At 42.2% G+C, this 23,433-nt stretch carries 22 protein-coding genes; 6 read left to right on the plus strand and 16 right to left on the minus strand.

Going from position 1 to position 23,433, the window contains the following annotated elements:
- Positions 1-5: 5 nt before the first annotated feature.
- Complete coding sequence (locus ASE42_RS11390; protein ID WP_034621412.1) at positions 6-2,048, plus strand: molybdopterin oxidoreductase family protein; 2,043 nt, start codon at positions 6-8, stop codon at positions 2,046-2,048.
- Between the two features lie 43 nt (positions 2,049-2,091).
- On the opposite strand, the gene ASE42_RS11395 is transcribed toward ASE42_RS11390, so the two are convergent.
- The 3 genes from ASE42_RS11395 to xylA all read right to left on the minus strand — a co-directional run bounded on the left by ASE42_RS11395 (position 2,092) and on the right by xylA (position 5,738).
- The gene (locus ASE42_RS11395) at positions 2,092-2,778 is read right to left on the minus strand and encodes a glycoside hydrolase family 11 protein (RefSeq protein ID WP_025093139.1); all 687 of its coding nucleotides are present in this window, start codon (positions 2,776-2,778) and stop codon (positions 2,092-2,094) included.
- A gap of 87 nt (positions 2,779-2,865) precedes the next feature.
- Positions 2,866-4,365, minus strand: coding sequence for a xylulokinase (xylB, locus tag ASE42_RS11400; protein WP_034621368.1), 1,500 nt, complete (start codon positions 4,363-4,365; stop codon positions 2,866-2,868).
- Between the two features lie 35 nt (positions 4,366-4,400).
- On the minus strand, positions 4,401-5,738 hold the full coding sequence (xylA, locus tag ASE42_RS11405) for a xylose isomerase (protein ID WP_025093137.1): 1,338 nt from the start codon (positions 5,736-5,738) through the stop codon (positions 4,401-4,403).
- 210 nt (positions 5,739-5,948) lie between these two features.
- Between xylA and ASE42_RS11410 the strand changes: the two genes are divergently transcribed.
- A complete protein-coding gene (locus tag ASE42_RS11410) occupies positions 5,949-7,109 on the plus strand; it encodes an ROK family transcriptional regulator (RefSeq protein WP_056767044.1) in 1,161 nt (386 codons plus the stop codon).
- Between the two features lie 45 nt (positions 7,110-7,154).
- Here ASE42_RS11410 and ASE42_RS11415 read toward each other — a convergent pair whose 3' ends face one another.
- The 3 genes from ASE42_RS11415 to csaA form a co-directional block, all read right to left on the minus strand.
- Complete coding sequence (locus ASE42_RS11415) at positions 7,155-8,762, minus strand: glycoside hydrolase family 43 protein (protein WP_056767045.1); 1,608 nt, start codon at positions 8,760-8,762, stop codon at positions 7,155-7,157.
- 24 nt (positions 8,763-8,786) lie between these two features.
- Positions 8,787-10,178: an MFS transporter gene (locus ASE42_RS11420; protein WP_024428356.1), complete on the minus strand. Its 1,392-nt coding sequence runs from the start codon at positions 10,176-10,178 to the stop codon at positions 8,787-8,789.
- Between the two features lie 513 nt (positions 10,179-10,691).
- On the minus strand, positions 10,692-11,024 hold the full coding sequence (gene csaA / locus ASE42_RS11425) for a chaperone CsaA (protein WP_025093134.1): 333 nt from the start codon (positions 11,022-11,024) through the stop codon (positions 10,692-10,694).
- A 246-nt stretch (positions 11,025-11,270) separates the two neighbouring features.
- On the opposite strand from csaA, the gene ASE42_RS11430 reads away from it, so the two are divergent.
- Complete coding sequence (locus tag ASE42_RS11430; RefSeq protein WP_024422662.1) at positions 11,271-11,750, plus strand: hypothetical protein; 480 nt, start codon at positions 11,271-11,273, stop codon at positions 11,748-11,750.
- Here ASE42_RS11430 and ASE42_RS11435 read toward each other — a convergent pair.
- The 7 genes from ASE42_RS11435 to ASE42_RS11465 form a co-directional block, all read right to left on the minus strand.
- Positions 11,747-13,372 carry a YndJ family protein gene (locus ASE42_RS11435; RefSeq protein ID WP_056767426.1) on the minus strand — a complete coding sequence of 542 codons (1,626 nt, stop codon included), beginning with the start codon at positions 13,370-13,372 and terminating at the stop codon, positions 11,747-11,749. The genes ASE42_RS11430 and ASE42_RS11435 overlap by 4 nt on opposite strands.
- A complete protein-coding gene (locus ASE42_RS11440; RefSeq protein WP_056767047.1) occupies positions 13,365-13,973 on the minus strand; it encodes a DUF4166 domain-containing protein in 609 nt (202 codons plus the stop codon). Before ASE42_RS11440 ends, ASE42_RS11435 begins: the two co-directional genes overlap by 8 nt.
- A complete protein-coding gene (locus ASE42_RS11445; RefSeq protein ID WP_056767050.1) occupies positions 13,936-14,817 on the minus strand; it encodes a hypothetical protein in 882 nt (293 codons plus the stop codon). Before ASE42_RS11445 ends, ASE42_RS11440 begins: the two co-directional genes overlap by 38 nt.
- 148 nt (positions 14,818-14,965) lie before the next feature.
- The gene (locus tag ASE42_RS11450) at positions 14,966-15,538 is read right to left on the minus strand and encodes a TetR/AcrR family transcriptional regulator (RefSeq protein ID WP_056767051.1); all 573 of its coding nucleotides are present in this window, start codon (positions 15,536-15,538) and stop codon (positions 14,966-14,968) included.
- 3 nt (positions 15,539-15,541) lie between these two features.
- A complete protein-coding gene (locus tag ASE42_RS11455) occupies positions 15,542-16,261 on the minus strand; it encodes an MBL fold metallo-hydrolase (protein ID WP_056767053.1) in 720 nt (239 codons plus the stop codon).
- Positions 16,262-16,297: 36 nt separating this feature from the next.
- Positions 16,298-16,771 carry a GyrI-like domain-containing protein gene (locus tag ASE42_RS11460; RefSeq protein WP_056767055.1) on the minus strand — a complete coding sequence of 158 codons (474 nt, stop codon included), beginning with the start codon at positions 16,769-16,771 and terminating at the stop codon, positions 16,298-16,300.
- A gap of 54 nt (positions 16,772-16,825) precedes the next feature.
- Positions 16,826-17,758, minus strand: a complete 933-nt coding sequence (locus ASE42_RS11465; protein ID WP_024428349.1) for a helix-turn-helix transcriptional regulator — start codon at positions 17,756-17,758, stop codon at positions 16,826-16,828.
- 118 nt (positions 17,759-17,876) lie between these two features.
- Here ASE42_RS11465 and ASE42_RS11470 point away from each other — a divergent pair, with 118 nt between their 5' ends.
- Positions 17,877-18,401 carry a hypothetical protein gene (locus ASE42_RS11470; RefSeq protein ID WP_024428348.1) on the plus strand — a complete coding sequence of 175 codons (525 nt, stop codon included), beginning with the start codon at positions 17,877-17,879 and terminating at the stop codon, positions 18,399-18,401.
- 31 nt (positions 18,402-18,432) lie between these two features.
- Here the strand turns inward: ASE42_RS11470 and czrA are convergent, their stop codons facing one another.
- Positions 18,433-18,762, minus strand: a complete 330-nt coding sequence (gene czrA, locus ASE42_RS11475) for a Zn(II)-responsive metalloregulatory transcriptional repressor CzrA (protein ID WP_024422670.1) — start codon at positions 18,760-18,762, stop codon at positions 18,433-18,435.
- A 184-nt stretch (positions 18,763-18,946) separates the two neighbouring features.
- Here czrA and ASE42_RS11480 point away from each other — a divergent pair, with 184 nt between their 5' ends.
- Together ASE42_RS11480 and ASE42_RS11485 are read left to right on the plus strand one after the other, a co-directional pair.
- Positions 18,947-20,272, plus strand: a complete 1,326-nt coding sequence (locus tag ASE42_RS11480; protein WP_025093128.1) for an APC family permease — start codon at positions 18,947-18,949, stop codon at positions 20,270-20,272.
- 97 nt (positions 20,273-20,369) lie between these two features.
- A complete protein-coding gene (locus ASE42_RS11485; protein ID WP_024422672.1) occupies positions 20,370-21,032 on the plus strand; it encodes a lysozyme family protein in 663 nt (220 codons plus the stop codon).
- 34 nt (positions 21,033-21,066) lie between these two features.
- On the opposite strand, the gene prpB is transcribed toward ASE42_RS11485, so the two are convergent.
- Positions 21,067-21,984 (minus strand): methylisocitrate lyase, encoded by a 918-nt coding sequence (gene prpB / locus ASE42_RS11490; protein ID WP_034621354.1) that lies wholly within the window; start codon positions 21,982-21,984, stop codon positions 21,067-21,069.
- A 12-nt stretch (positions 21,985-21,996) separates the two neighbouring features.
- A complete protein-coding gene (locus ASE42_RS11495) occupies positions 21,997-23,433 on the minus strand; it encodes a bifunctional 2-methylcitrate dehydratase/aconitate hydratase (RefSeq protein WP_034621351.1) in 1,437 nt (478 codons plus the stop codon).

The raw sequence follows: 23,433 nt of genomic DNA on the forward strand, positions 1-23,433 counted from the left end.
AACTCATGACCGATTATACAGCGATGAAAGACGGAATATTCAAATCAGTTTGTTCGTTAGATTGCCCGGATCAGTGCGGTCTTTTAATACATAAAGAAAATGGAAAGATCGTGAAAGTGCAGGGAGATCCGGACCACCCTGTCACACAAGGAAACATTTGCAACAAAGTGCGTAATGTCACAGCCCGTTTATATGATGAAAAAAGGCTGACCACTCCTTTAAAACGTGTTGGCCAAAAAGGCGAAGGTCAGTTTGCACCGATTACGTGGGAAGAAGCCATTGAAACCATTCGGCAAAAATGGACAAAGCTGATCGAAGAAAAAGGACCAGAAAGCATTCTGCCTTACAGCTTCTATGGAAACATGGGCAATCTCAACGCAGAAGGAATGGACCGCCGCTTTTTTTATCGTCTTGGTTCAAGTCAGTTAGACCGAACGATCTGTCAGTCTGCGGGAACGACTGGCTATAAATATACAATGGGTGCAAGCATTGGGACAGATCCTGAAGAAACCATTCATACGAAACTATTTATCTTTTGGGGCATCAATGCCGTATCGACAAATATGCACCAAATCACCTTGGCACAAAAAGCACGAAAGCAAGGAGCGAAGATTGTCGTAATTGATGTTCACAAGAACCAAACCGGCCGGATGGCAGATTGGTTCATTCCGCTTCGGCCTGGTACTGACAGTGCACTTGCCCTTGGCATCATGCACGTCCTTTTTAAAGAGGAACGTACAGATGAAGCCTTTTTAGAGGCTTACACGGTCGGCCATAAGGAGCTGCGCGAGCATGTAAAGCAGTATGATCCAGACACAGTTGAGCGGATCACGGGTGTTCCTAAAGGCGATATCATTACACTTGCAAGAATGTACGCTGAGACATCGCCCTCTCTCATTCGGATTGGGAATGGTTTACAGCACCATGATAATGGCGGGATGAGTATTAGAACCATTTCCTGCCTCCCTGCCCTGACTGGTCAATGGCTGCACAAGGGCGGCGGAGCGATGAAATCAAACTCTTCTTTTCTCAGTTATAATGAAACAGCTCTTCAGCGGCCGGATTTATTAAAAGAACGCACACCTAGATCATTTAATATGAATCAACTGGGCAGCGTGCTGACAAGCGCAGAGCCTTCCGTTGATTCTCTCTTTATCTACTCGTGCAACCCAGCGGTTGTGACACCTGAAGCGAATAAAGTCAGAGAAGGTTTGCTGAGAGAGGATTTATTTACAGTGGTTCATGATTTATTCCTGACAGAAACAGCGGCGTATGCAGACATTGTCCTGCCAGCGACATCAGCCTTTGAAAACGAGGATTTTTATACATCGTACTGGCATCATTATATTCAAATTCAGGAGCCTGTGATAGAACGCTACGGAGAAAGCAAATCAAATACTGAAGTATTCCGCCTGCTTGCCCATGCGATGGGCTTTGAAGATGAAGCCTTCCGCGAGACAGATGCTGAACTGATGGAACAAGCTCTTCATCATCCAGAAAATCCGCATTATGAGGACATTTCATACGAAGCATTAAAAGAAAAGAAATGGATCAAAGCGAAACGTGGACCTTTCCAGGAATTAAAGCTTCAAACCCCAAGCGGGAAAATTGAGCTTTATTCTGAACAAATGAAAAAAGACGGGTATCCAGCACTTCCAACCTATGTGCCCCTTTATCAGGAAAGCGATTATCCGCTTACCTTTATACCGGGACCGAACCATAATTTTCTGAATTCCACCTTCTCACTTCATGAAAAGCATCAAAAGCTAGAGAAATTTCCGAAGCTTCACATGAATGAACAGGATGCAAAGGAAAGAAAAATTGAAGATGGTGATATGGTACGTGTGTTGAACGACCGAGGAGAGTGTGAGCTTGTCGTGTCAGTCGGTCAAAATGTATTATCTGGTGTTGTGGTCAGTCAAGGATTATGGGCAGATCAAAAAGGCAAAAAGCATTTAGTGAATGGATTAACACCTGATCGATTGGCAGATATGGGCGGCGGCGCGACGTTCTTTTCTGGCAGAGTGGAAGTTGAAAAATTATCATAGAAAAAGTAAAAGCCAGCAAAAACTGCTGGCTTTTTATAAGCTTTTATCGTCCAATAAACAGCTGGTTGGTCATCACATTCGCACTTCCGCTGCTCTGGTAGCCTTCTACAGTAAATGCTGTTTCATACATTTTACCCATTGGCATGCCTAAGCTTTCCCATTTATTAAAATGCGCACTGACGGAGACCGTTCCGCTTGTACGTTTTGTTTGACGTACACTCCAATATTGCTTGAAGGTCGCGATCCCGATAATGGAAGGCTGATTAACGCGGGTCGTTTCATAAATGTCATATGTGCCTCCATCTGCATAAAATGATCCTTTATACGCTCCTGTTGGACGATATGTGCCCCATGAATCAACAATGTAGTATTCTGCTAATGGAGATTGTGTCCAGCCATAGACACATAAATAGGAATTCCCGCCTGGGTTAAAGTTTGCGTTGTAATTGATGGAGATGTTGCCAAGCTGATGATGAGTTTTAGTGGAATCAAACTTCTTTCCTTTCCGAAATAAAGCATTTCCGATACTGTTCCAGCCTGCAGTAAATGCCCCGCCGTTATTGAGTGTCATTGAGGTGTTTCCATAATCCTTCCATAATTCATAATCGTATCCGCTATGTGTACCCATTTCATTATTATAAATCGTTTTCGCATCAGCTGGCACAGCCGTCAGTGTCAGCACAAATCCAATACACACCACAAACAAAAGCCTCAATCTTTTCAAATTCATTTTCCATCCCTCTCCTTTTTTCATCCGTATTGTTCTGTCATCCCTAAGGTGAAAAACCCATCACCTCCTTTCATGCAGCCTTCTCAGTTAGATGGAACGATACTGCTTTAACCCGGCATGGATATCTTTTGTTTGTGTATAAATCCTTTGATACAAATGAAATAGATCAGCATATACTTCCGCATGCTGCTGCTCTGGCTCATAAACAGCGGCTTGATGGATCAATTGATTAGCACATACTTCAAGTGACGGATACCATCCGCAGCCAACCGCAGCAAGCATGGCTGCACCTAAAGCAGGCCCTTGTTCATTGTCTAACTGGATGACTTCAGCCTGAAAAATGTCTGCTTGCATTTGAAGCCAAGTCCGGCTTCTCGCACCGCCGCCAATGGACACAATAGAATCTATGTTTTTTCCTGCCTGCCGGAATAATGCGATAGATTCATTTAGCGAAAAGGTAATTCCCTCTAACACAGCTCTGACAACATGTGCCCTTTCATGCCTGCTGTCTAATCCAATCAAGCTGCCGCGAATGATCGAATCCGCATGAGGTGTTCTTTCCCCGACTAAATAGGGAGTAAAGAGCAATCCTTTCGCTCCTGGCGCTACATGAGCCGCACCTTCTAAAAGTGATTGAAACGATTCCTCAGGAGCCAGTAAGTGTTTTGCCCAGTTAAGACTATATCCTGCTGAGAGGGTGACACCCATTGTGTAAAAAGCGTCTTTTTTTGCATGATGAAACAAATGTAAATTCCCTTGAAGCTCCCTTTTATGATCCTCTTCGTAGGAGAGAATCACCCCAGATGTGCCGATGCTGCATAACGTGCGGTCAGAGGACAAGATGCCAGCACCAATTGCTCCGCAAGCATTATCTGCCCCGCCGGCAAAAACCTTCGCGCCTTCTTTCATCCCAACATCACGTGCAATGTGCGGCAAAAGTGTACCAACCTCCGCCTCTGATGTGACAAGCGGCGGGCAAATATGAGGAGAAATATCAAATGCCTGACAAATCTCCTCACTCCACGTCTGTTCACCGATATTTAACAGCAAAGTGCCCGCCGCATCAGAATAATCCATATGGACAGCGCCTGTTAAACGAAATCTGACATAATCTTTTGGGAGTAAAAACATGTCGATTTGCTGATCAATATGTGGTTCATGTTCCTTTACCCATAATAATTTTGGCAGTGTGAATCCTTCTAACGCCTGGTTTTTTGTGATCTTTTGCAGCCGGTCTCCCAGCTTTTTTGTGATGTGAGCACATTGTGCTGTCGTTCGTGTATCATTCCATAAAATTGCAGGGCGGAGCACTTCGCGAGATTCATTTAATAGAACTAATCCATGCATCTGGCCGGAAAAGCTGATGCCTTCAACTTGTCTTGAATGAACAGGCTGCTTTGCCATCAGTTCTTTCATCACAGCCATTGTCTGGTTTACCCAATCCTCGGGGTGCTGCTCACAATATCCAGGCTTCTCTTGAATGAGGCGGTACGGCTTAGAGGCTTCGCAGCACACCTTCCCGCTCTCATCCACTAATATCGCCTTGACCCCGCTCGTTCCAAGATCAATTCCCATCACATATTTCATGTTTTCACTCCTTCAAAACAGGTCAGCCCCTTCAATTAATCTTCTAACAAGTATTGATTTAAACGGGCTTTCAGCTGTTCCTCTCTTCCCGATTCGTTTCTGATTAAAGGATGTTTCAGCGCATATTCTTCTAATGTATGAAAGTTTGCCTTCCCTTCTGAAATGTCACGGCCAATTCCTTCAGAAAAGCTGCGATACCGGTGCTTTATCACATCCTCAAACACACGGTCTTCTATGAGTCTATGAGCGACCCGCAGTCCTTTTGCGAATGCATCCATCCCAGCAATATGAGCATATAAAATATCTTCAAGTTCAAAGGAAGCTCTTCTCACTTTTGCATCAAAATTAAGACCGCCAGACCCTAGACCGCCATTTTGCAAAATTTCATACATGGCAAGAGTTGTGGCATACAGATCGGTTGGAAATTCATCTGTGTCCCATCCAAGAAGCGAATTACCTTGGTTTGCATCAACAGAACCGAGCAGCCCATGTATTCTTGCGACACGTAATTCATGCTCAAACGTATGGCCGGCCAGTGTCGCATGATTGGCCTCGATATTTAATTTAAAATGGGAATCTAATCCGTATTGTTTTAAAAAGGCGATGGATGTCGCTGCATCTGTGTCGTATTGATGAGTGGTTGGCTCCTTTGGCTTTGGTTCGATTAAAAATTGGCCAGTGTACCCAATTTCTTTTGCATAATCAACAGCCATATGCAAGAAAGCCGCCATGTGATCAAGCTCTCTTTTCATATCTGTATTGAGCAGCGTATCGTACCCTTCTCGTCCACCCCAGAAAACATAATTTTCTGCACCGAGTTCTTTGGCGGTTTCGATGCCTTTTTTAACCTGTGCGGCCGCATAGGCAAAGACATCTGCATGACAAGAAGTCGCAGCACCGTGTACAAATCTAGGATGCTTGAACATATTGGCCGTGTTCCACAGCAGCTTTACTCCGCTTTGCTTCATGTATTCTTTCATTCTTTCTAAAATGATGTCTAATTGTTGATTGGTCTCTTGAAGCGTCTCCCCCTCTGGCGCGATGTCACGGTCATGGAATGAAAAATACGGAACATCTAATAGGTCAAAAAGCTGAAAAGCGACTTCCAATCTAGCTTTTGCTAAATCCATTCCGCTATAGGTGTCCCAGGCTCTTTGCATCGTCCCAGTTCCAAACATGTCTGTTCCATCAGCCGTCAATGTATGCCAATAAGCGACTGAAAAACGCAGGTGGTCTTTCATTGTTTTTCCACCAATCACTTCGCTTGGATTATAGTATTGAAAAGCGAGTGGATTTTTTGATTGTTTTCCTTCATATTGAATTTTGCCGATTCCTTCTAGACTGTATAATGTTTTCATATTTGATTTGGCCATTCTTCATTCCTCCTGAGTACACTTTGTAAGTTGATACAACAAACTAATGATCAATCTATAAAAAAATCACTTTGAATTTTCCATATTTTTTAGTTTTTTAAAAATATTTTCGTTATAATAAAGTTAAAATCATCTATCTTACTGAATACATGCCGAAAAAAGCAGCTCTTCTCAACTTAATCTAAAGACGAAACAAATGGAGTGGATAACGTGGATATCGCTGATCAGAACTTTGTCAAAAAAATAAATCAAAAACTTTTATTAAAAGAAATTCTCCAGCATGCGCCCATTTCGAGAGCAAAATTATCTGAACGCACTGGATTAAATAAATCGACTGTTTCTTCTCAAGTAAGTACGTTAATGAAAGAACATCTCGTCTATGAGATCGGTCAAGGTGAGTCTAGCGGCGGGAGAAGACCGGTTTTACTGATGTTTAATAAACGTGCTGGCTGTTCCATCGGAATCGATGTCGGCGTTGATTACGTCAATGGCATATTAACTGACCTTGAAGGGTCTATTCTTTACGAAGAGCAGATCAAGCTCCCACCCAGCTCTCCTGAGGTGACGATACGTAAATTAATTGAATTAATACAGCAGCTCATCACACAAATGCCCTCTTCCCCATACGGGCTCATTGGCATTGGCCTATGCATACATGGTTTAGTGAATGCAGGTGAACAAATCGTGTTTACGCCTCATTCAAAATGGAAAAATGTTGATCTAAAAACCACGCTCCAAGAGAAATTCCAAGTACCGATCTTCATTGAAAATGAAGCAAATGCCGGTGCATATGGAGAAAAAATCTTTGGTGCCGCTAAACATTATGACCATTTGATCTATGCAAGCATCGGCACTGGCATCGGGATTGGAATCATCATCAATCATCATTTATACAGAGGAGCGTATGGCTTTTCTGGTGAAATGGGACATATGACGATCGATTTTAACGGACCAACATGCAGCTGCGGGAACCGTGGGTGCTGGGAATTGTATGCTTCTGAGAAAGCCTTGTTTCAGTCTCTTCAAACAGATGATCAGCACATCTCCCATCAAGATCTGGAACAGCTGGCCAAGTTAAATGATATGAAAACGCTCAATGCCCTGCGCAACTTTGGCTTTTACCTTGGTGTCGGTCTCACAAATGTCCTGCATACCTTTAACCCGCAAGCCATTATTTTAAGAAACAAAGTGATCGAATCACATCAGGCGGTTCTACATGTGATTAAGGAGGAGGTATCCTCGCGAATGGATACGCAATTCAGCTCACATGTAGAGCTGCTCCCTTCATCATTAGGACACAATGCACCAGTATTGGGGATGACATCTCTTGTCATAGAAGCTTTTCTGCAAGATGCCACCCTCACAACCTGATCTATATATTTTTCAAAAAGAGGCAGCTCGTAGCGAGTTGTCTTTTTATTCGTCTGTTTCCTCATAGCGAAAATAGTGAAAATCAGCAGGAAGACACTCGCCGCTCGTATCTTGGCACTGCATACCGACAAATGCCCCTGTAAAAAAACCTCCACCTCGAATGAAATCATCGGATAAATGGATGGATTCAAGCGGTACATCAATTTCCTTCCACTCTTTCTGATCAAATGAATAAGAATATTTATATGTCTCTTTCCGAACGGTCACTTTTAAATAGACATAAGTGACCTCGTCAGGAATGATGATTTTATGTGCCAATGGCTGAGAAAAGGCAAGGTTTTGACAAACAGATAGTTCCAGCGTGCGGCCAAGTTCCTCATCATTTGTCACCTGGAGTGCTGTCCAGTTTTCCGTATTATAATAATTCACAAGACCTGCGGCTTGCTGAAAGTTTTCTGGGAAGAACGAAACAGCTGTCTCTGCTTCAAAATAAAAGCTTTGCCAGCGTCTTGCAACAAATGCTTGGGTAAACTTAGACGTTAAAGATTCGCGGCCGAATAACCTTAAATGCTGAGGTTTCTCTGTTAACGAACCAATCTGATCGGTAAACGGAATTCTTAATGTTTGGAAGTGTCTATTTAGTGTTGATTCTTTAAATTCATCGACTGTATGATAGGTTGGTGCAAAAACCTTTTCTTCGATCTTTGGCGCTTCAACCTCTAGCGTCCCCTCTTTTCCGCCTACAACATAAGGCCATCCATCCTTCCATTCAAGCTTTTGGATCGCTGTTTCTCTTCCTAAAGGGCACCACCCTCTCTGTTGAAAAATCGATTCCTTGCTGGATTGAATCGGGCGGCCAGTGAGATGAGCGAGATACCATTCATTTGTATGCGTTTGAACGATTGAAGCATGCCCGCATTTTTGAAGCGGATGTTCAGGCACATGGAAGGCACTTAAAATCGGGTTATCAGGATGAACCTCATAAGGCCCTTCAATATGCGAGGACCGGGCGATCGTTGCTGCATGCTCATACCGGGTACCTCCTTCTGCCGTTAATAAATAGTAGTAGTCACCGATATGATACAGATGCGGCGCTTCTGTCAGTTTAATCGGTGTGCCTTTAAAAATGACCTTCCTTTGACCGATGAGCTTCTTTTCAGCCACACTATATTCCTGCAAGGCAATACCTGCAAAGGAATGATGCTTTTCCCTATGATCCCACAGCATATTTAAGACGTATTTCTTCCCGCTGTGATCATGGAATAAAGATGGATCAAAGCCAGAGCTGTTGAGCAGGATCGGTTCACTCCAATCGCCGTCCACCTCGCTTGCCGTGACCAAATAATTATGACCGTCTTTAAATGGGCCATCCACTACTTTGATATCTGAATAAATAAGCCAAAACTGCCCATCAGCATAGCTTAAGCACGGCGCCCATACCCCGCCAGAGTCAGGATTCCCCTTCATATCCAGCTGCGACGTTTTTTGCAATGGACGCGCAGCAAGACGCCAATGGACGAGATCCTTTGAATGATAAATTTGCACCCCTGGAAACCATTCAAATGTAGAGACGGCCATATAATAATCTTCTCCTACACGGCAAATACTTGGATCAGGATTAAACCCTTTGAGCACTGGGTTGGTAATCTTCATTGAACTTCCTCCTCTTTCAGAGACCTACATTTTAAAATCGTCCATATGATCGATATACACTTTGTCTCTATTCTCAAGCTCCCGTACGACTTTTTTATGTTTTTCTTCGTCTAGGTTATAAAAATTAATATCCACCATCGCTAAAATCAGTAAGCATACAGGAATCACCGTTGTCGTGATTAAAATGCCCAGTAATGCTTCTGGTGTTTGCATTTGGTTCGCAACATAGCCAAAGCGATCGAGTACAAGCCCTGGCACAATCCCGCCTAATGCCATCCCAAATTTAAAGAAGAATCCGATGATGGCATAGATGAGCCCGCCCATCCTTTTTCCTGTTTTATATTCGCCATATTCAACGGTTTCAGGAATAAGCGCCCACATGTAAGCACCGGCTGTAATACTTCCTGCAGCTGCAACGAGCCTAAAAATCAGTATTAAAGTGATTTGACTCGGCGGTATCACAAGTAATGCAAGAAGACCTACGATATTCAGCAATAATGAATAATTCAGCAGCTTTTTCTTTCCTAACAGCTTGTGCAGTTTTGGAATAAACGGCAGCACCATTAAAGCTGGCAGACTGCCAATGAGTCCGTACCATTTCACTAAATCTTCTCTGCCGAGGTTATACGTCACATAATAGATCCCAACAGAGTTACTGATCGAGTTCACGCCAAAAATAATAATAAAGAAAATGCTTAATACAACAAGCGGACGATTGACACGTAACTGCACAAAGATATCACTGAACTTAATTTTTTCCTCCGGCTTTTGAAGCGTGACACGTTCATTCGTGCTTTTAAAACAGAAAATAAGTAATGCACCGCCAAGAACGCCGAGAAAAGCCATCGTCATCTGCCAGCCGAGGGCTGTATTTCCTGTTTTATCGCTCAAAAAAGTCGCAAGAAAAGGAACAAAAAAAGCAACAACTAGACCTCCGAGATTAGCAAAAAGCATACGAACAGACGTAATACTGACAACCTCTTGGTTATTTCTTGTCATTGCGGATGTTAAAGCACCATAAGGAACATTGATGAATGTGTATGTAAGCGATAAACCAACATACGTGATGTAGGCATAAACGAGTTTACCCATTTCAGAAAGATCAGGTGTTGTAAAGCAAAGGATAGCAAGTACCACAAAAGGAAACGCACCGAATAACAAGTAAGGTCTAAACCTGCCAAAACGGCTGTTCGTTCGATCCACCAATGCACCAATAAACGGATCTGCAAGCGCATCAATGGCGCGAACAACTAAAAACATCGTTCCTGCTGCCGCCGCTGATAAACCATACACATCTGTATAAAAAAATAATAGATACGTAGAGACAGTTGCATAAATTAAGTTACATGCGAAATCTCCTGAAGCATATCCCACTTTTTCAGACATACGAATCTTTTTTAAATTCTCACTTACCATGAGCTTTCTCCCTTCTTCTCTTAGCCTCTTCTAATGAACAGATGATGGAGGGCAGCAGCAGTCAATACAAAGAATATAAAGCGCTTTCAATTTGTTGTAAAAATGAAGCTGAACATCTGATCCTTTCAGCTTAGCCCACATACACAGCAAATGATTTGAATGACGGAATCATCCCCTTTAATGACCGGATCATCACTTGGAATTCATCTTAGTTTATCGACTAAACAAACTAAGATGAATTCATTTTATAAAATCTGATCTGACTTTTCAATATTTTTTGAAAAAATAATCCAAATAATTGATTTCTTGTCATTTTTCTGCTGAAATGACGTGAAAAACTGAAGTAAAGCATTTAATGGTTGCAATTCCGATCACCTCATGCTATATTAATCAAGCGATGAGCTGAATTGTGTAAGTCGGGTAACATGTCTCCTTGAGACACACACGAATGTGGCGTGTGGTTATTCCGCCTCAATACGCAAAAGACATCTTCTCAGGAAGATGTCTTTTTTATTACCCTATTTTTGTTCCATTTTCGACAGGCTCATCTGTGGCTAGTAAAACCACGTCTTCTTTTGATGGCATGCCCCCTAAGACAAGCACTTCTGATTTGAATCCTGCAATTCTTCTTGGCGGAAAATTGACGACTGCTACGATTTGTCTGCCAATGATATTCTCAGCTGTATACCGTTTTGTCAGCTGAGCACTGGATTGCTTTAGACCAACCTCTTCACCAAAATCAATCTTGAGTTTTAATGCAGGTACTCTTGCCTCTGCAAAGAATTCTGCTTCAATGATCGTCCCAACACGAATATCTAACGCCAAAAACTGTTCAATATCTGCCATCTGATTCTCTCCTCTTCATTCAAGGGTAGGTTCATTTACTAGAGTTATCTATTGTTTTTTTCATTGTAGCACATTCATTTCGTAAAAAAAGTGAGTCAAAAAGCCGATTCATCGCAAAAACTTCCCTTTAGTTTACATAATGTTTTTATCGTCATGTATTAAATATTTGCATCCTGAAAATGAATTCAGTAAAATGGCAAATAATCCTACTGCTTCCTCCCAAATATATTGGGGAGGGGTTAACACTTGTTTACATTATCAGATATGTGGACATTTTGCTGGTCGTTTTTCGTCATTCTTCCTATCGTTGCCATCTTGCATCAGCTTGGCCATATTATGGTCGCATGGATGTTTGGCGCAAAGGTTTCTTTTGCTCTTGGCAGAGGCAAAAAAGTATTGAAAATAGGTGTTGTTGAAATTAGACGAATCTATTTTCTAGATGCATTTTGCCATTATGAAGAAATGAGGAAAAATAACCGATTCTCGCATATTCTTGTCTACCTAGGCGGATCATTATGCAACCTGCTCAGTGTTCTCATACTGAATACAATGATCGCCAATGATATCCTGCCAGAACATCAATTTTTCTATCAATTTGCTTACTTCTCTGTCTACTATGTATTTTTTGCACTGCTGCCAGTCCAGTATGCAGATCATCATCCGAGTGATGGGCAAGCGATTGTGAACATCATTCGGCACGGTGAACCATGTGACATCATTGATTAACAGGATGGCTTCCCGCTGTCAATTTGATAATGAATCGTTAAAAAGGGAATACCGAATAGCTTCATTTGATGAACTGCTGTGAGACTTTTATCTGTCTCCGGCTTCATATGAAAGCTTTCTTCCATTGGCAGTTTCATGGTGATAAAAGGTGTATGCAAATACAATCCTTCGTCACCGGTACTGCCTTTTGGACATGCACTTTTTAAGAGAAAGTCTTCATTTTCATTAAAAGGTTTTAAAATGGCGGTCATCTGAGAATATGGAAGCGGCAGCGCAATATTCATATAGCCCGCAGCTGCATCGTGATGATGAGCATAAAGTGCAAAAAAAACCTGCTCCCCTTTTTCGTTATAACGGATCCACGCCCTGACATTCTTTCGCCCTTCTTTAGGATGTTGAAATGTAGTCAGACGCCCCTTCATTTCATACGGGATACAAGATGTCCCCAAATAGAGCTGGCCTATTTTCTTAAAAACTGGCTGAAGTAAAAAAACAAACGGCCTCACCCACCAATGAAAACAGACTGCTGCTTTTAACGTAAACGCCATCGGGTTCTCATAAAACCTTCGAATCACAGGTGACACCCTATCAGCTGAAAATGTCGTTCCATTTAAATCATCAAGTGAATCGACTAAACCAAGGTTCTCTCGATCATGCATTCTTTCCTTTTGAAAAGAGATCAAATGAAAACGGCCATGCACTTTTGATATCGGAAAGTCCTTCTGCTTCAATTGATCCTTTGGCCCTTCGATCAGCCATCCAATCAAACCTGGTAAAATAACAAAAAAGGCATTAATACTGCCATGAAACCAAATCATCTGATCAATGCTGATGTAGGTCACGCGCATGAGCATGCCAGCGGAATAAAGAAGAGATAGCACGATCGTTCCCATTAAGACGCAGCTAGAAAACACAATCAGCACTTTTGCCACAGACGATCGAAACCTTGTTTTCATACAAAGAATACCGTACAAGTAGAGTGCAATGACATATAGCGTAACGCTGAACGTATCAAATAGACGGGAGAAGCTAATCCCAACAGCAATCATCACAGGCGACAGCAAAATCACCCAGCCTGCCGCTTTGTATAAAGCTGTCTCTTTTTCTCGCTGTCTCCCTAATAATCCATAGAAAAGCGGGATAAAAAAAGCCGAGTAATGAAAATGAATAGCGGTCAAAAGCACGATGATTGGTGAAAAGGTCATCACCTGTATATCTGCCGTGTACAGCCAAAACCAAAGCCCTCCTAAAGCGAGATACATCCATGCACCATCGATGATCAATTCATGAAGCGGAAAGATTCCCCTTTTCAGCAAACGAGTACAGCCATATAACGCCAAAAGAATCGTATACAAAAACCATCCCGATGCAAACAAGGCAGAATGATAGATGAATGCAGCCGTTGCACAAAGAGCAGCTAATGGAAAGGTTTTCATTAAAAAGCCGAGCAGTATCCCCGGCTTACTCTCCCTCTCTTCCTTCACAAAAAAGGCTAAAATTGCAGGAAGGAAAAACAGAATGGCGATCAGTAAAAATAACTCTGCTACCGGACCTGTCATCAAGCGGGTGGCGATAAAACAGCACATGAAGACGAGGCTTGATATCAAATGCCATTTATTCATCATGAGACATCACCCTTTCAGTAAACCGGCCTTTATATGTAAAAAGGGTCCCAAACAATCGGTTTTTCACATGCACATCAATGGTATACACACCCGCGTGCTCGTCGTAGCCTTCTGTGACATCTGACACACCGTAAAGCCATGAAGGCAGCGGCCACTCACGTCCTAACATCAACAGCTTCTGCCGGCCGGATTGAATGCGAAGGAACCCATGCTTTGTTACTGTAAAATGAAGCTCTGACATAAGAAGTCTAGGCTTTCCAAAATAGTCTAGTACTTTATGACTCTTCTGATCAATGATCATATCTGCATCAAAGTGCCGTTCCTTCTTTGGGAAATAAAACGTACGAAACCAGTGCATGCCTTCCTCTCTCTTATTTGTCATAAAGGGTTTATTCACAATCCGGAAAGGAATGTTTTTTCCTCTCTCAGGGAAAAAACAGCGAAACAGTGGACCAATTTTGAAGAAAAATCGAATGAGCCTCGTTCCGCCGCCTATTTCCTCCATGGTGCCTTCAGCGGTAAATGCACGATTGTATCTTTCTTTTAATTTTGGGTGCAGCTTATCGTAATCCTTTACTTGATGACGATGAACGACCATGTCTACCTCCCCTTTTTCGTTTGATCGAAAATACGTCTATACAATCTTTTAAATTAATCATTCCTGCAATGGATAGGATCAAAAATGCACTCATCACAAGCGGCTCATGGAGTGTCGTTTGGGGGGATAGGATCCCGATACAAAGCATCAGCAGCAGAAACACACTTTGAAGAATGAACAAATATTTCTTTGATAGCTTAGGTATCAGCCATGATACGCCTATAAGGGCATAAAACAACCGAAATCCGGTGCTATGATCCAAAGCAGAATGTGAAAAAGGGATAACCGCTTGACACAGCCAGACGATGGCAAACAGCAAACAAATTCCATAATGGGCAAGTGTTCTCTCCAGTAACAACCGAGGGTGCGTACCCTTTTCAAGCCACGTCTTTAGTGCGCCAAAACTAAAGGCCGTCATAAACCCCATCATCGGGCGAAAAAGAAATCGATCTGCCCACGCCCATCCTTTTCCTTCTTTCGGTTCATAATCAAATTGCGTTTGAAACACAATATGATCGTTCGTTTTCACATATTTCCAATAGCCGCCGCCTTCTTTGATAAAAGACAATGGGTGTGACGATTTGAATTTAAGCGAGGATGCCCGTTCATTCCGTTCATCCATCATTCTAGTTCGATATGCTCCTGTCCCTGTGACACTTACCCCAAAACCAAGATGCTTTTCATACAAAAAAGTTTGGGGCTGTTCATCTTGGGGTCCATTTAATGAAATGGTTGAAAAGCGCAAATCCCACTGTTCATGAAGCTTTGGATTTTGCGTATATTCCCATACTTTCTCTAAAGGTGCATGAATGGTTGTTTCCACATAAACAGGCTTTCTTTTCATCTGCCTCTACTCCTCTATGTGAATTATTTCACATAATAAGCATACCATGTTTCACAAAACTGTCAAATCTTTATTCGTTTTTCTCGCTAAAAAATTGTGCCAGACGGACGCTCCTTTATGATATCGATTTGCTATAAAAAAAGACCTGTCAAATAGACAGATCTTCTTTTTGCAATACACCTGTGATATAGAGCCGAACCGCATAGCTCACACTTTCTTCAAGCTGTTCTTTTCGTTGAAATCCCTTTTTATTAGAAATATCACCGAAGCCGTGCAGTAAGCTTCTCAGTCCTCTGACGACATGCGTCATTTCCTCTTCCTTTACACCAAAGCGTGACATAATGGATTGAACAAACTGAACAAGGCGCTCTGCTGCAAGTCGTACTTCTTTTTCGTTCATATGTGAAAAGGCAGCTTCATAAAGACCGGGGTGTGTTCGGACAAATTGCACATATTGTCTGGCAAAGGCTAAAACAGCTGCTTCTTTTTCTAGCCCCTCTGTGACTTGCATCCCTTCCTCACAAAGCATGGAGAGCCCCTTTACTGCGAGTGCTGCCTGAATCTCATGAAGGCCGGATACATGATTATAAAGAGAAGGCGGCCTGATATTCAGCCTTTTAGACAATGTAGCAATGGTCAAAGCGGAGAAGCCCTCTTCATCAACAAATGCAGCCGCTGTATCCATAATTTTTTCTTGTGTAATTCCCATTCTTGGAGACACGGTTTACTGCCCTCCTTTTTTTAGCTGGTGCTGTCTTTTTTTAACGGCAGCTTGAAGCTTTTCATGAGGCTCTATGATAAGGTCACCATGTCCTGCAGCAAGACAGGATATGCGCAGCGCTAGTAATTTTTCAGCGCTTTTTAATGCGGTTTCTGCATCCCATGTGGCAAATGCCGGGAACGGGAAGCTCCACCGAAACTCACCCGTAACCGATAAGCCGCCTTTTGTCACAAGTGCATCCCCTGCAATGACAACTCCTGACCTTTCATCGTATAAAGAAATGCTGCCGGGTGTATGCCCTGGTGTTGCAATCACTTTGAGCGGCCCAATCTCATCTCCTTCTTTGACAAGCACATCTGGTTTTGTATGGATATTTTTCATAAAACTGCCTTTAATTTTTTGCTGAGGTTCATCAGGGAGCAAGGAAAAATCACCTTCAAAAAGGCGTGCATCACGTTTTGATAAATAGACAACTGCCTCTGGAAAAGCCTTCTTCACCTCATCTAATGCGCCGATATGATCCATATGGCTATGAGTGAGAATAATCTTATGAATTGGTTTGTTCTTTTTACGGGCAAATTCGATGATCGAGTTCGCCGCCATTTTTAAAGCAGCATCAATTAAGATGAGTCCTTCCTCTTCCTCAAAGACATAGCAATTTACCGGAAATAATCGCGGCATCAATGTAAGCTGGTGCAGACGGTCAAAAGTTGTTAATCTCATGATTGTCCTCCTAAAACTAATATCGTTAGTTTTATATTAACTAATGGTATTAGTTTTAGCAATCATTTTTTCATCAACCGCAATATAAATATCAATTTGCGCTTCTTTTGGATCAATAGATCTTTCATCATACCATTCAAAATCACCTGTATAAGTGCGGTATTGACGCTGATCCCACGTCCAAATCTTGTGCCATGTTTCAAGCACGACCTCTTCAATCGGTCCTTTTCTCGTTTGAAATCTTGCGTAGGTGGACGCAGGAATCTCTTTTACATGTTCGATCTGCTGATCCGCAAATTGCCCAGCTGTAAATAAATAAGAACCATGTTCATCTTTTTCATAATCTGAATACAGCCCTATGACTGGAGCTTGTCCCCCATAAAGCTGCTGCGCAAAAAAATCCTGCCAAAGCGGTGCAATCTTCCGCTCTTTTGTTTTCTCTATTTCATTTGTTGTTCGAACAGACAACCCTTTGACCCATTGTTTCTCTAATGTGACGATATCGTACATACATTCTCATCTCCTTTTCTCCCATCATATAAAAAGAAACCTGACAACAGTGTGTCAAGTTTCTAATCGCTTCATAAATTGTTTTAATTGGAGATCAAATGCTTCCTTGATGTGCTGAGGTGAAACAATGTCGACGTCCGGTCCTAAATGGAATAGGAAACTGTGCAGCCAATCATCTTGCGGCACAGTCAATGCTGCCAGATAGGTCCCGTCTGAACATATGATCAATTCGTTCTCATCCACCCATTCCTTCACTTTGCCAACTGATGCTTCCGTTAACCTGAGCGTGAGGGTTGTGACTGAAGGTTCTTCATGCCAAGAGTCATTCCAAGGCTTCTCTTCATTTTTGATTCTTTTCGGCCTGAAATATGCTGAAATGGTGATGAGGTCTGTCATTCTGGTCAGCTTGAATAGACGAAAATCATGTTTCACACAACAAAACGCATACAAGTACCAATGCCTTCCTTTTAAGACAAGCGTATAAGGCTCCACTTTACGTGGAAGTGTTTCACCTTTTGCGTTGCGATAAGTGAATTGAATGAATTGATGCGCGGAAGCAGCTGTATGGATCAGCTGAAGCTTCTTTTCTGCCTGGCTGTCTTTCCCCCATGAGCTTAAATCAATAAAGACATGGTGCTGTTTCTCGCTTTCATCACTTTGTGGCGGAATGAGAGATTTGATTTTTTTCAGTACATGTTCACTTTCTTTAAAGGAGTATGCACTCGTCATGCTTTCAAGGGCAGTTAAAATAAGCTCAATGTCATCATCGGTAAATAATTTTTTCTCTAAACGATAGTCGTCAACAAGCGAAATGCCACCGCCTGCTCCTTGTGTTGTCACAATAGGAATCCCGGCTTGATTGATGGTCTCAATATCGCGATAAATCGTCCTTACGCTCACTTCGTGAAGTTCAGCAAGGTCTTTCGCTTGTATTTGCTTTTTGCTAATGAGCAGCATCACAATAGACAAAATACGATCGATTTTCATGCCTTTTCCTCTTTTTCATAAATGTAGGTTTTGATTTGATAAAAAATGAAAGAATGGTAAAGATAAGGAACAGCCAGCATTCGTTTACATCCCTGCACATGCAGGAGGAGGTTGCATCATGACACATCACGTGTGGCAGTTATTCATAATTGGGGGCATTATGCTGATCTGCATCATCTTTCGAATGAATCGAATGAGACGCTATCAGCTTGTGCGCCCGATCAGTCTTTTGATGAGAATGTATGTATTTGGACTCACTGCCCTTATTCTCTTATTAGAAGGCTGGCAAAATCACAGCATTTTCATCTATGCCGCTATTGGTATGCTCTTTGGAAGCAGTCTGGCCGTTCATGCCTATGAGACGATCCGCATGAAAGAAGAAAATGGCCGTCTTTACGTGAAAACGAGTAAATGGATTGAAAGCTTCATTTTATGTTTATTTTTATCTCGACTTAGTTTTAAGCTGGGTGAGCTGACGAACCATTCGCTCACAAAGATTGGTGTCGTTGAACTGTATCAGCATATTGTGAGTGATGATGCCATGACCATGCTCAGCTTTTTTCTGTTAGCTGCTTACTATGTCGTTTTTTCTTATCAAATGATGAAAGCAGGTAAACGATCAACACGTATGCATCATGCGTAAAAACCTTCCTACTCATATAGGAAGGTTTTTATTAGTCATGCTGTGCATGATGAATCATTTGTTCAAGTACTTCCATCACATGCTGATCTTCAGGACTGTAAAAGATCGATGTCCCTGCTCGTCTAGATTTCACGAGACGAAGGTTTTTTAAAAAGCGCAGCTGATGAGAAACTGTTGATTGCATGAGATTCAGCGTTTCTGCGATATCATTTACCGAGTATTCACCTTGAGACAAGAGGTGCAGAATACGAATACGTGTCGGATCAGATAAGGCTTTAAACGTTTGGGAGACAAGAAATAAACTTTCTTCATCCAGCTCCATCCGTTCCTGTTCTTGATTTGTATTCAGTTCTTCCTTCATTTCGCTTCACCTTTCTTGTTAGTCAAATCACGACTTATTCTATGTATCATCATATACTAAAACGTCCGGCGTGCAAAGCGGGCACACTTTAAACAAAAGATTTATTCAAATAGCATTGACACTTGGTAGCATTCTTTTTAAAATGAGCATTATTTATTCATTTTTAGAGGAGCTGATAGGCAAATTGACTGAAGAGCCAAGACTAAAACGCAGCCTGACTGTCTTTCCACTTGTTGTGATCGGGCTTGCTTATATGGATCCACTTGTCGTATTTGATTCATACGGCATTGTTGCTCAGCTGACGAAAGGACACGTCGCTGCAGCTTATATATTTACGTTGCTGGCATTACTATTGACAGCGCTTAGCTATGGGAATATGGTGAAGGCTTTTCCAAAAGCAGGATCTGCTTATACATATGCACAAAAAAGTATTCATCCTCATGTCGGCTTCCTTGTGGGCTGGACACTCTTACTGGATTATTTATTTCTGCCTATGGTGAATTTTGCGATTGGAAGTGCTTATTTAACCGCAGCCTTTCCTGATGTACCTCATTACATTTGGATCATCATACTTGCTATCGCCATAACGACTGTCAATGTCATCGGTATACGGCTTACAGCCAACATTACGGCGCTGTTTGTGACATTTCAGGTCATTGTCGCCGTCACCTTTGTTGGATTTGTTATTTATGGGCTCACGCAAAACGCTGGCAGTGGAGAGTTATTGTCAGCCCGGCCTTTTTATTCAGCGAGCTTAGATCCAGCGCTTATTTTTTCAGGAGCGACCATTTTATGTTTCTCCTTTCTAGGATTTGATGCCATTTCCACTATGTCTGAGGAAACCATTAAACCAAAAAAGACGATTCCGCTTGCCATTTTCTTAACAGTTGCGATTGGAGGCGTACTGTTTACTTTGACGTCTTATTTTTTGCAGCAGGTGTTTCCAAATTTTCAGCAGTTCAAACATCCTGATGCAGCCTCACTTGAAATTGCAGAATTTGTGGGCGGCGCATTTCTCCACTCGTTCTTTTTAGCCGGCACAATGGTCGCTGTCATTTCTTCCTCCTTATCGTCACATGCGAGTGCAGCAAGGCTTTTATATGCAATGGGAAGAGATCAATCGTTACCAAAGCGTTTCTTCGGGTATATTCATCCGAGATTAAAAACCCCTGTTTTTAATATTTTGTTAATCGGAGCTTTCTCATTAACCGCAGTCGTTGGCGAACTTGAAGTCATTTATTCCTTTATCAGCTTCGGCGCCTTAATTGGATTTACCTTTGTGAATTTGTCTGTTTTTGCGTACTTTTTCGTCAAACAAAAACAAAGAGGTGTACTGAATACATTGAGATATGCCGTGATCCCTCTATGCGGGACGGCGTTTTGCATTTGGCTGTTAACGAGCATCAGTACAAATGCATTAATCATTGGCTTGATTTGGCTAATTATCGGTTTTGTTTATTTCTGCTTCAGGCTGAAAACAAGATCTGAATTTACGTTTGGATATGATTGATTATAAGGTTTTCACTTGGTATCCTGCACAGGATATGGCATAATGAAAAGGCTGTACTTCCCTTTTAAAAGCGGGGCAAAACAGGGGTGAACTGACCTTGAAAAAGAAAAAAACAGGATGTTTTGCCATTTCAGGCTGTTTCACGATTTTTCTCTTTGTTTTCGTATTAGCAGCCATTGCCATCTCCTTTAATCAAAAGGAGTTAAAAAAGCTGCCGATTGATACGGAATCAATTGTTTTGTCGAGATTGGATGATTACAAACCGCTTGTAGAAACAGAGTTAAGAGATCAAGATTTAGATCAGTATACCGGGTTAATCCTCGGTATGATGTATCAAGAATCAAAAGGCAGGGGCGGAGATCCAATGCAGGCCTCTGAATCTCTTGGTTTGAAACGAAATGAAATCAATGACCCTGAGAAAAGCATTAAACAAGGAGTCCATCATTTTTCGACTATGTACAAGCATGGGAAGAAAAAAGGCGTTGATTTGGAAACCATTATTCAAAGCTATAACATGGGAATCGGCTATATTGATTTTGTTGCAAAAAACGGGGGAAAACATTCCGAGAAACTGGCAAAGCAATACTCCAAAAAGCAAGTGAAACGAAACCCCGAGGTCTATACGTGCGGCGGCAATAAAGATAACTTCCGCTATCCGTATTGCTACGGTGACTTCACTTACGCTGAAAAAGTAAAAGAAAAAACGAAAACAGTTGAAGAAAAGATGAAATTGGCTTCTTCATCCACACCATCATCGTAAAAAAAGCACTTCCGTCAAGGAAGTGCTTTTCATTTTATCGCTGTTCTTTCCCAATTTCCGGGAGGATCGTTTTTGCTAAATGCTGGTCCATTTCCTCATATTCATCATAATGAATCGTTTCATACAGCTCTTTTCTCGTTTGCATATCCCCAAGTATCCCCTGCTGCGTTCCCTTTTCCATGATTTCTGTAAATAAACGCTCATACGCTTTTGCAGCAACTCTAAGTGATGACACAGGGTAAATGACCATTTGAAAGCCAAATATAGAAAATTCATCTGCATGATAATAAGGCGTCTTGCCAAACTCCGTCATGTTTGCAAGGAGCGGACCTTTAATATGGTTTGACGCATGCGTGAAGTCCTCTGCTGTAATGAGTGCCTCAGGAAAAATAGCATCAGCTCCTGCTTCTACGTAAAGATTGGCCCGGCGGATGACATCCTCCATTCCATTTACGGACTTTGCATCGGTTCTCGCAATCACCAAAAGCGTTGGTGCCGCTTGTTTGATGGCTTTGATTTTTGCGACCATTTCTTCTACTGGAACGAGTGATTTCCCGTTTAAATGCCCGCATTTTTTCGGCATTTGCTGATCTTCAATTTGAACAGCTGCCACTTTGCTCTCAACCATTTCTTTTGCCGCTCTTGCTGCATTTAAAACACCGCCATAACCTGTGTCCATATCGACCAAAAGCGGCAGCTGGGAAGCTCGAATAATCTCCTTCGCTTTTTCAGCCATTTCTGTTGAATGGATCATGCCGAGGTCTGGCAGTCCTTTGCTGGCACAAAAAGCGGCACCTGATAAATAGAGCCCTTGAAAGCCCATTTTTTTCGCATAGAGCGCAGACATTCCATCGTGAACGCCTGTAATTTGAAATAAAGCTGATTTGTTCATTTGTTCTTTAAAGGCTGCGGCTAAATCAGCCTGACTTCTTTCTTCATTCACGATCCACACGCTAGCTCCCCCTTATATGACGAATAAGTCCATAAATGCTGGTACTGTTGTTGTTTTTAATTGATTTGGATTTTGGCAGAGTGACACAATTTGATCCACTTGCTTTTGTGGAAACCTTGTCTTTAAATGATAGACCCATTTCTTTTCAAGCAGCGGAATGCCTTCCTCTCTTCTTCTGCGGTGACCGAGCGGGTATTCAATTTCAATTCGGTCTGTCATCGTCCCGTCTTTAAAGAAAATTTGTACACAGTTTGCAATCGATCTCTTTTTCGGATCTAAATAATCCTCTGTGTAACGTTTATCCTCTTTCACAATCATTCGGTCACGAAGACGATCAATGGCTGGATTTTGCGCCGTTTCTTCTTCATAATGGTCAGCTGTTAGTTCACCATAGATCAGTCCAATAGCTGTAATATACTGCAAGCAATGATCACGGTCTGCCGGATTATAAAGCGGACCTTTCTTATCAATAATCCGAATCGCTGACTCATGTGTCGTAATCTCTACCCGGTCAATTTCATCTAAACGATCTTTTACAGCGTCATGCAGCATCACAGCCGCCTCTGCAGCTGTCTGTGCATGAAACTCAGCAGGATAAGCAATTTTGAAAAGAACATTTTCTATGACGTATGATCCAAGGGGCTGGGCGAGCGTAAGTGGTTTTCCTTTCATAAGAACATCTTCAAAGCCCCACTTCTCTGCACTGAGAGGCGTTTGATAACCCATTTCCCCTTTACGTGTCATCATTGCCAGCCTCACTCCGCGGCTTGTTGCATCCCCTGCTGCCCATGATTTCCTCGATCCTGTGTTTGGGGCGTGGCGATACGTCCTAAGCGGGGAATTATCAACAAACGCTTGTGATAACACATGCTGGACCTCTTCCTTTGTTCCGCCAAGCATTGCACACACAACTGCACTTGTTGCCACTTTGACAAATAACACATGGTCCAATCCATTTCGATTTAGACAATTTTCTAAAGCAAGGACACCTTGAATTTCATGTGCCTTGACGATTGCATGCAGTACGTCATTCATCGTTAGCGGCTCTTCTCCGTTTGCAAGGCGTGTTCTGCTGATATAATCACTTACAGCTAATATTCCGCCTAAGTTATCTGACGGATGCCCCCACTCCTGTGCAAGCCACGTGTCATTATAATCTAACCAGCGGATCATACAGCCAATATCAAAAGCCGCTTGAACAGGATCTAGCACAAATGAAGTGCCTGGAACTCTTGCTCCGTTAGGCACAACAGTTCCAGGTACGATAGGTCCAAGGTGCTTCGTACATTCTGGAAAATTAAGAGCCAGCATTCCGCACCCGAGCGTGTCTATGAGCACATACCGCGCGGTTTCAATGGCCTCTTTGCTTGTAATTTCTCCGTCTACTGCATAGGCAGCGATTTCTTCTAATAGCTGATCTGTTTGATTGGCGACTGCTGTTTTGTTCAT

Origin of the sequence: Bacillus sp. Root920 (assembly GCF_001429445.1) — a bacterium.
Taxonomy (GTDB): Bacteria; Bacillota; Bacilli; order Bacillales; family Bacillaceae; genus Bacillus; species Bacillus safensis.

What these genes read in the sequence shown, in the direction of transcription:
- ASE42_RS11390 (WP_034621412.1), top strand. Translation starts at nt 6, where the DNA reads ATGACCGATTATACAGCGATGAAAGACGGAATATTCAAATCAGTTTGT.
- ASE42_RS11395 (WP_025093139.1), bottom strand. Translation starts at nt 2,778, where the DNA reads ATGAATTTGAAAAGATTGAGGCTTTTGTTTGTGGTGTGTATTGGATTT.
- xylB (WP_034621368.1), bottom strand. Translation starts at nt 4,365, where the DNA reads ATGAAATATGTGATGGGAATTGATCTTGGAACGAGCGGGGTCAAGGCG.
- xylA (WP_025093137.1), bottom strand. Translation starts at nt 5,738, where the DNA reads ATGGCCAAATCAAATATGAAAACATTATACAGTCTAGAAGGAATCGGC.
- ASE42_RS11415 (WP_056767045.1), bottom strand. Translation starts at nt 8,762, where the DNA reads ATGAAGATTACCAACCCAGTGCTCAAAGGGTTTAATCCTGATCCAAGT.
- ASE42_RS11420 (WP_024428356.1), bottom strand. Translation starts at nt 10,178, where the DNA reads ATGGTAAGTGAGAATTTAAAAAAGATTCGTATGTCTGAAAAAGTGGGA.
- csaA (WP_025093134.1), bottom strand. Translation starts at nt 11,024, where the DNA reads ATGGCAGATATTGAACAGTTTTTGGCGTTAGATATTCGTGTTGGGACG.
- ASE42_RS11435 (WP_056767426.1), bottom strand. Translation starts at nt 13,372, where the DNA reads ATGAATAAATGGCATTTGATATCAAGCCTCGTCTTCATGTGCTGTTTT.
- ASE42_RS11440 (WP_056767047.1), bottom strand. Translation starts at nt 13,973, where the DNA reads ATGGTCGTTCATCGTCATCAAGTAAAGGATTACGATAAGCTGCACCCA.
- ASE42_RS11445 (WP_056767050.1), bottom strand. Translation starts at nt 14,817, where the DNA reads ATGAAAAGAAAGCCTGTTTATGTGGAAACAACCATTCATGCACCTTTA.
- ASE42_RS11455 (WP_056767053.1), bottom strand. Translation starts at nt 16,261, where the DNA reads ATGAGATTAACAACTTTTGACCGTCTGCACCAGCTTACATTGATGCCG.
- ASE42_RS11460 (WP_056767055.1), bottom strand. Translation starts at nt 16,771, where the DNA reads ATGTACGATATCGTCACATTAGAGAAACAATGGGTCAAAGGGTTGTCT.
- ASE42_RS11465 (WP_024428349.1), bottom strand. Translation starts at nt 17,758, where the DNA reads ATGAAAATCGATCGTATTTTGTCTATTGTGATGCTGCTCATTAGCAAA.
- ASE42_RS11470 (WP_024428348.1), top strand. Translation starts at nt 17,877, where the DNA reads ATGACACATCACGTGTGGCAGTTATTCATAATTGGGGGCATTATGCTG.
- czrA (WP_024422670.1), bottom strand. Translation starts at nt 18,762, where the DNA reads ATGAAGGAAGAACTGAATACAAATCAAGAACAGGAACGGATGGAGCTG.
- ASE42_RS11495 (WP_034621351.1), bottom strand. Translation starts at nt 23,433, where the DNA reads ATGAACAAAACAGCAGTCGCCAATCAAACAGATCAGCTATTAGAAGAA.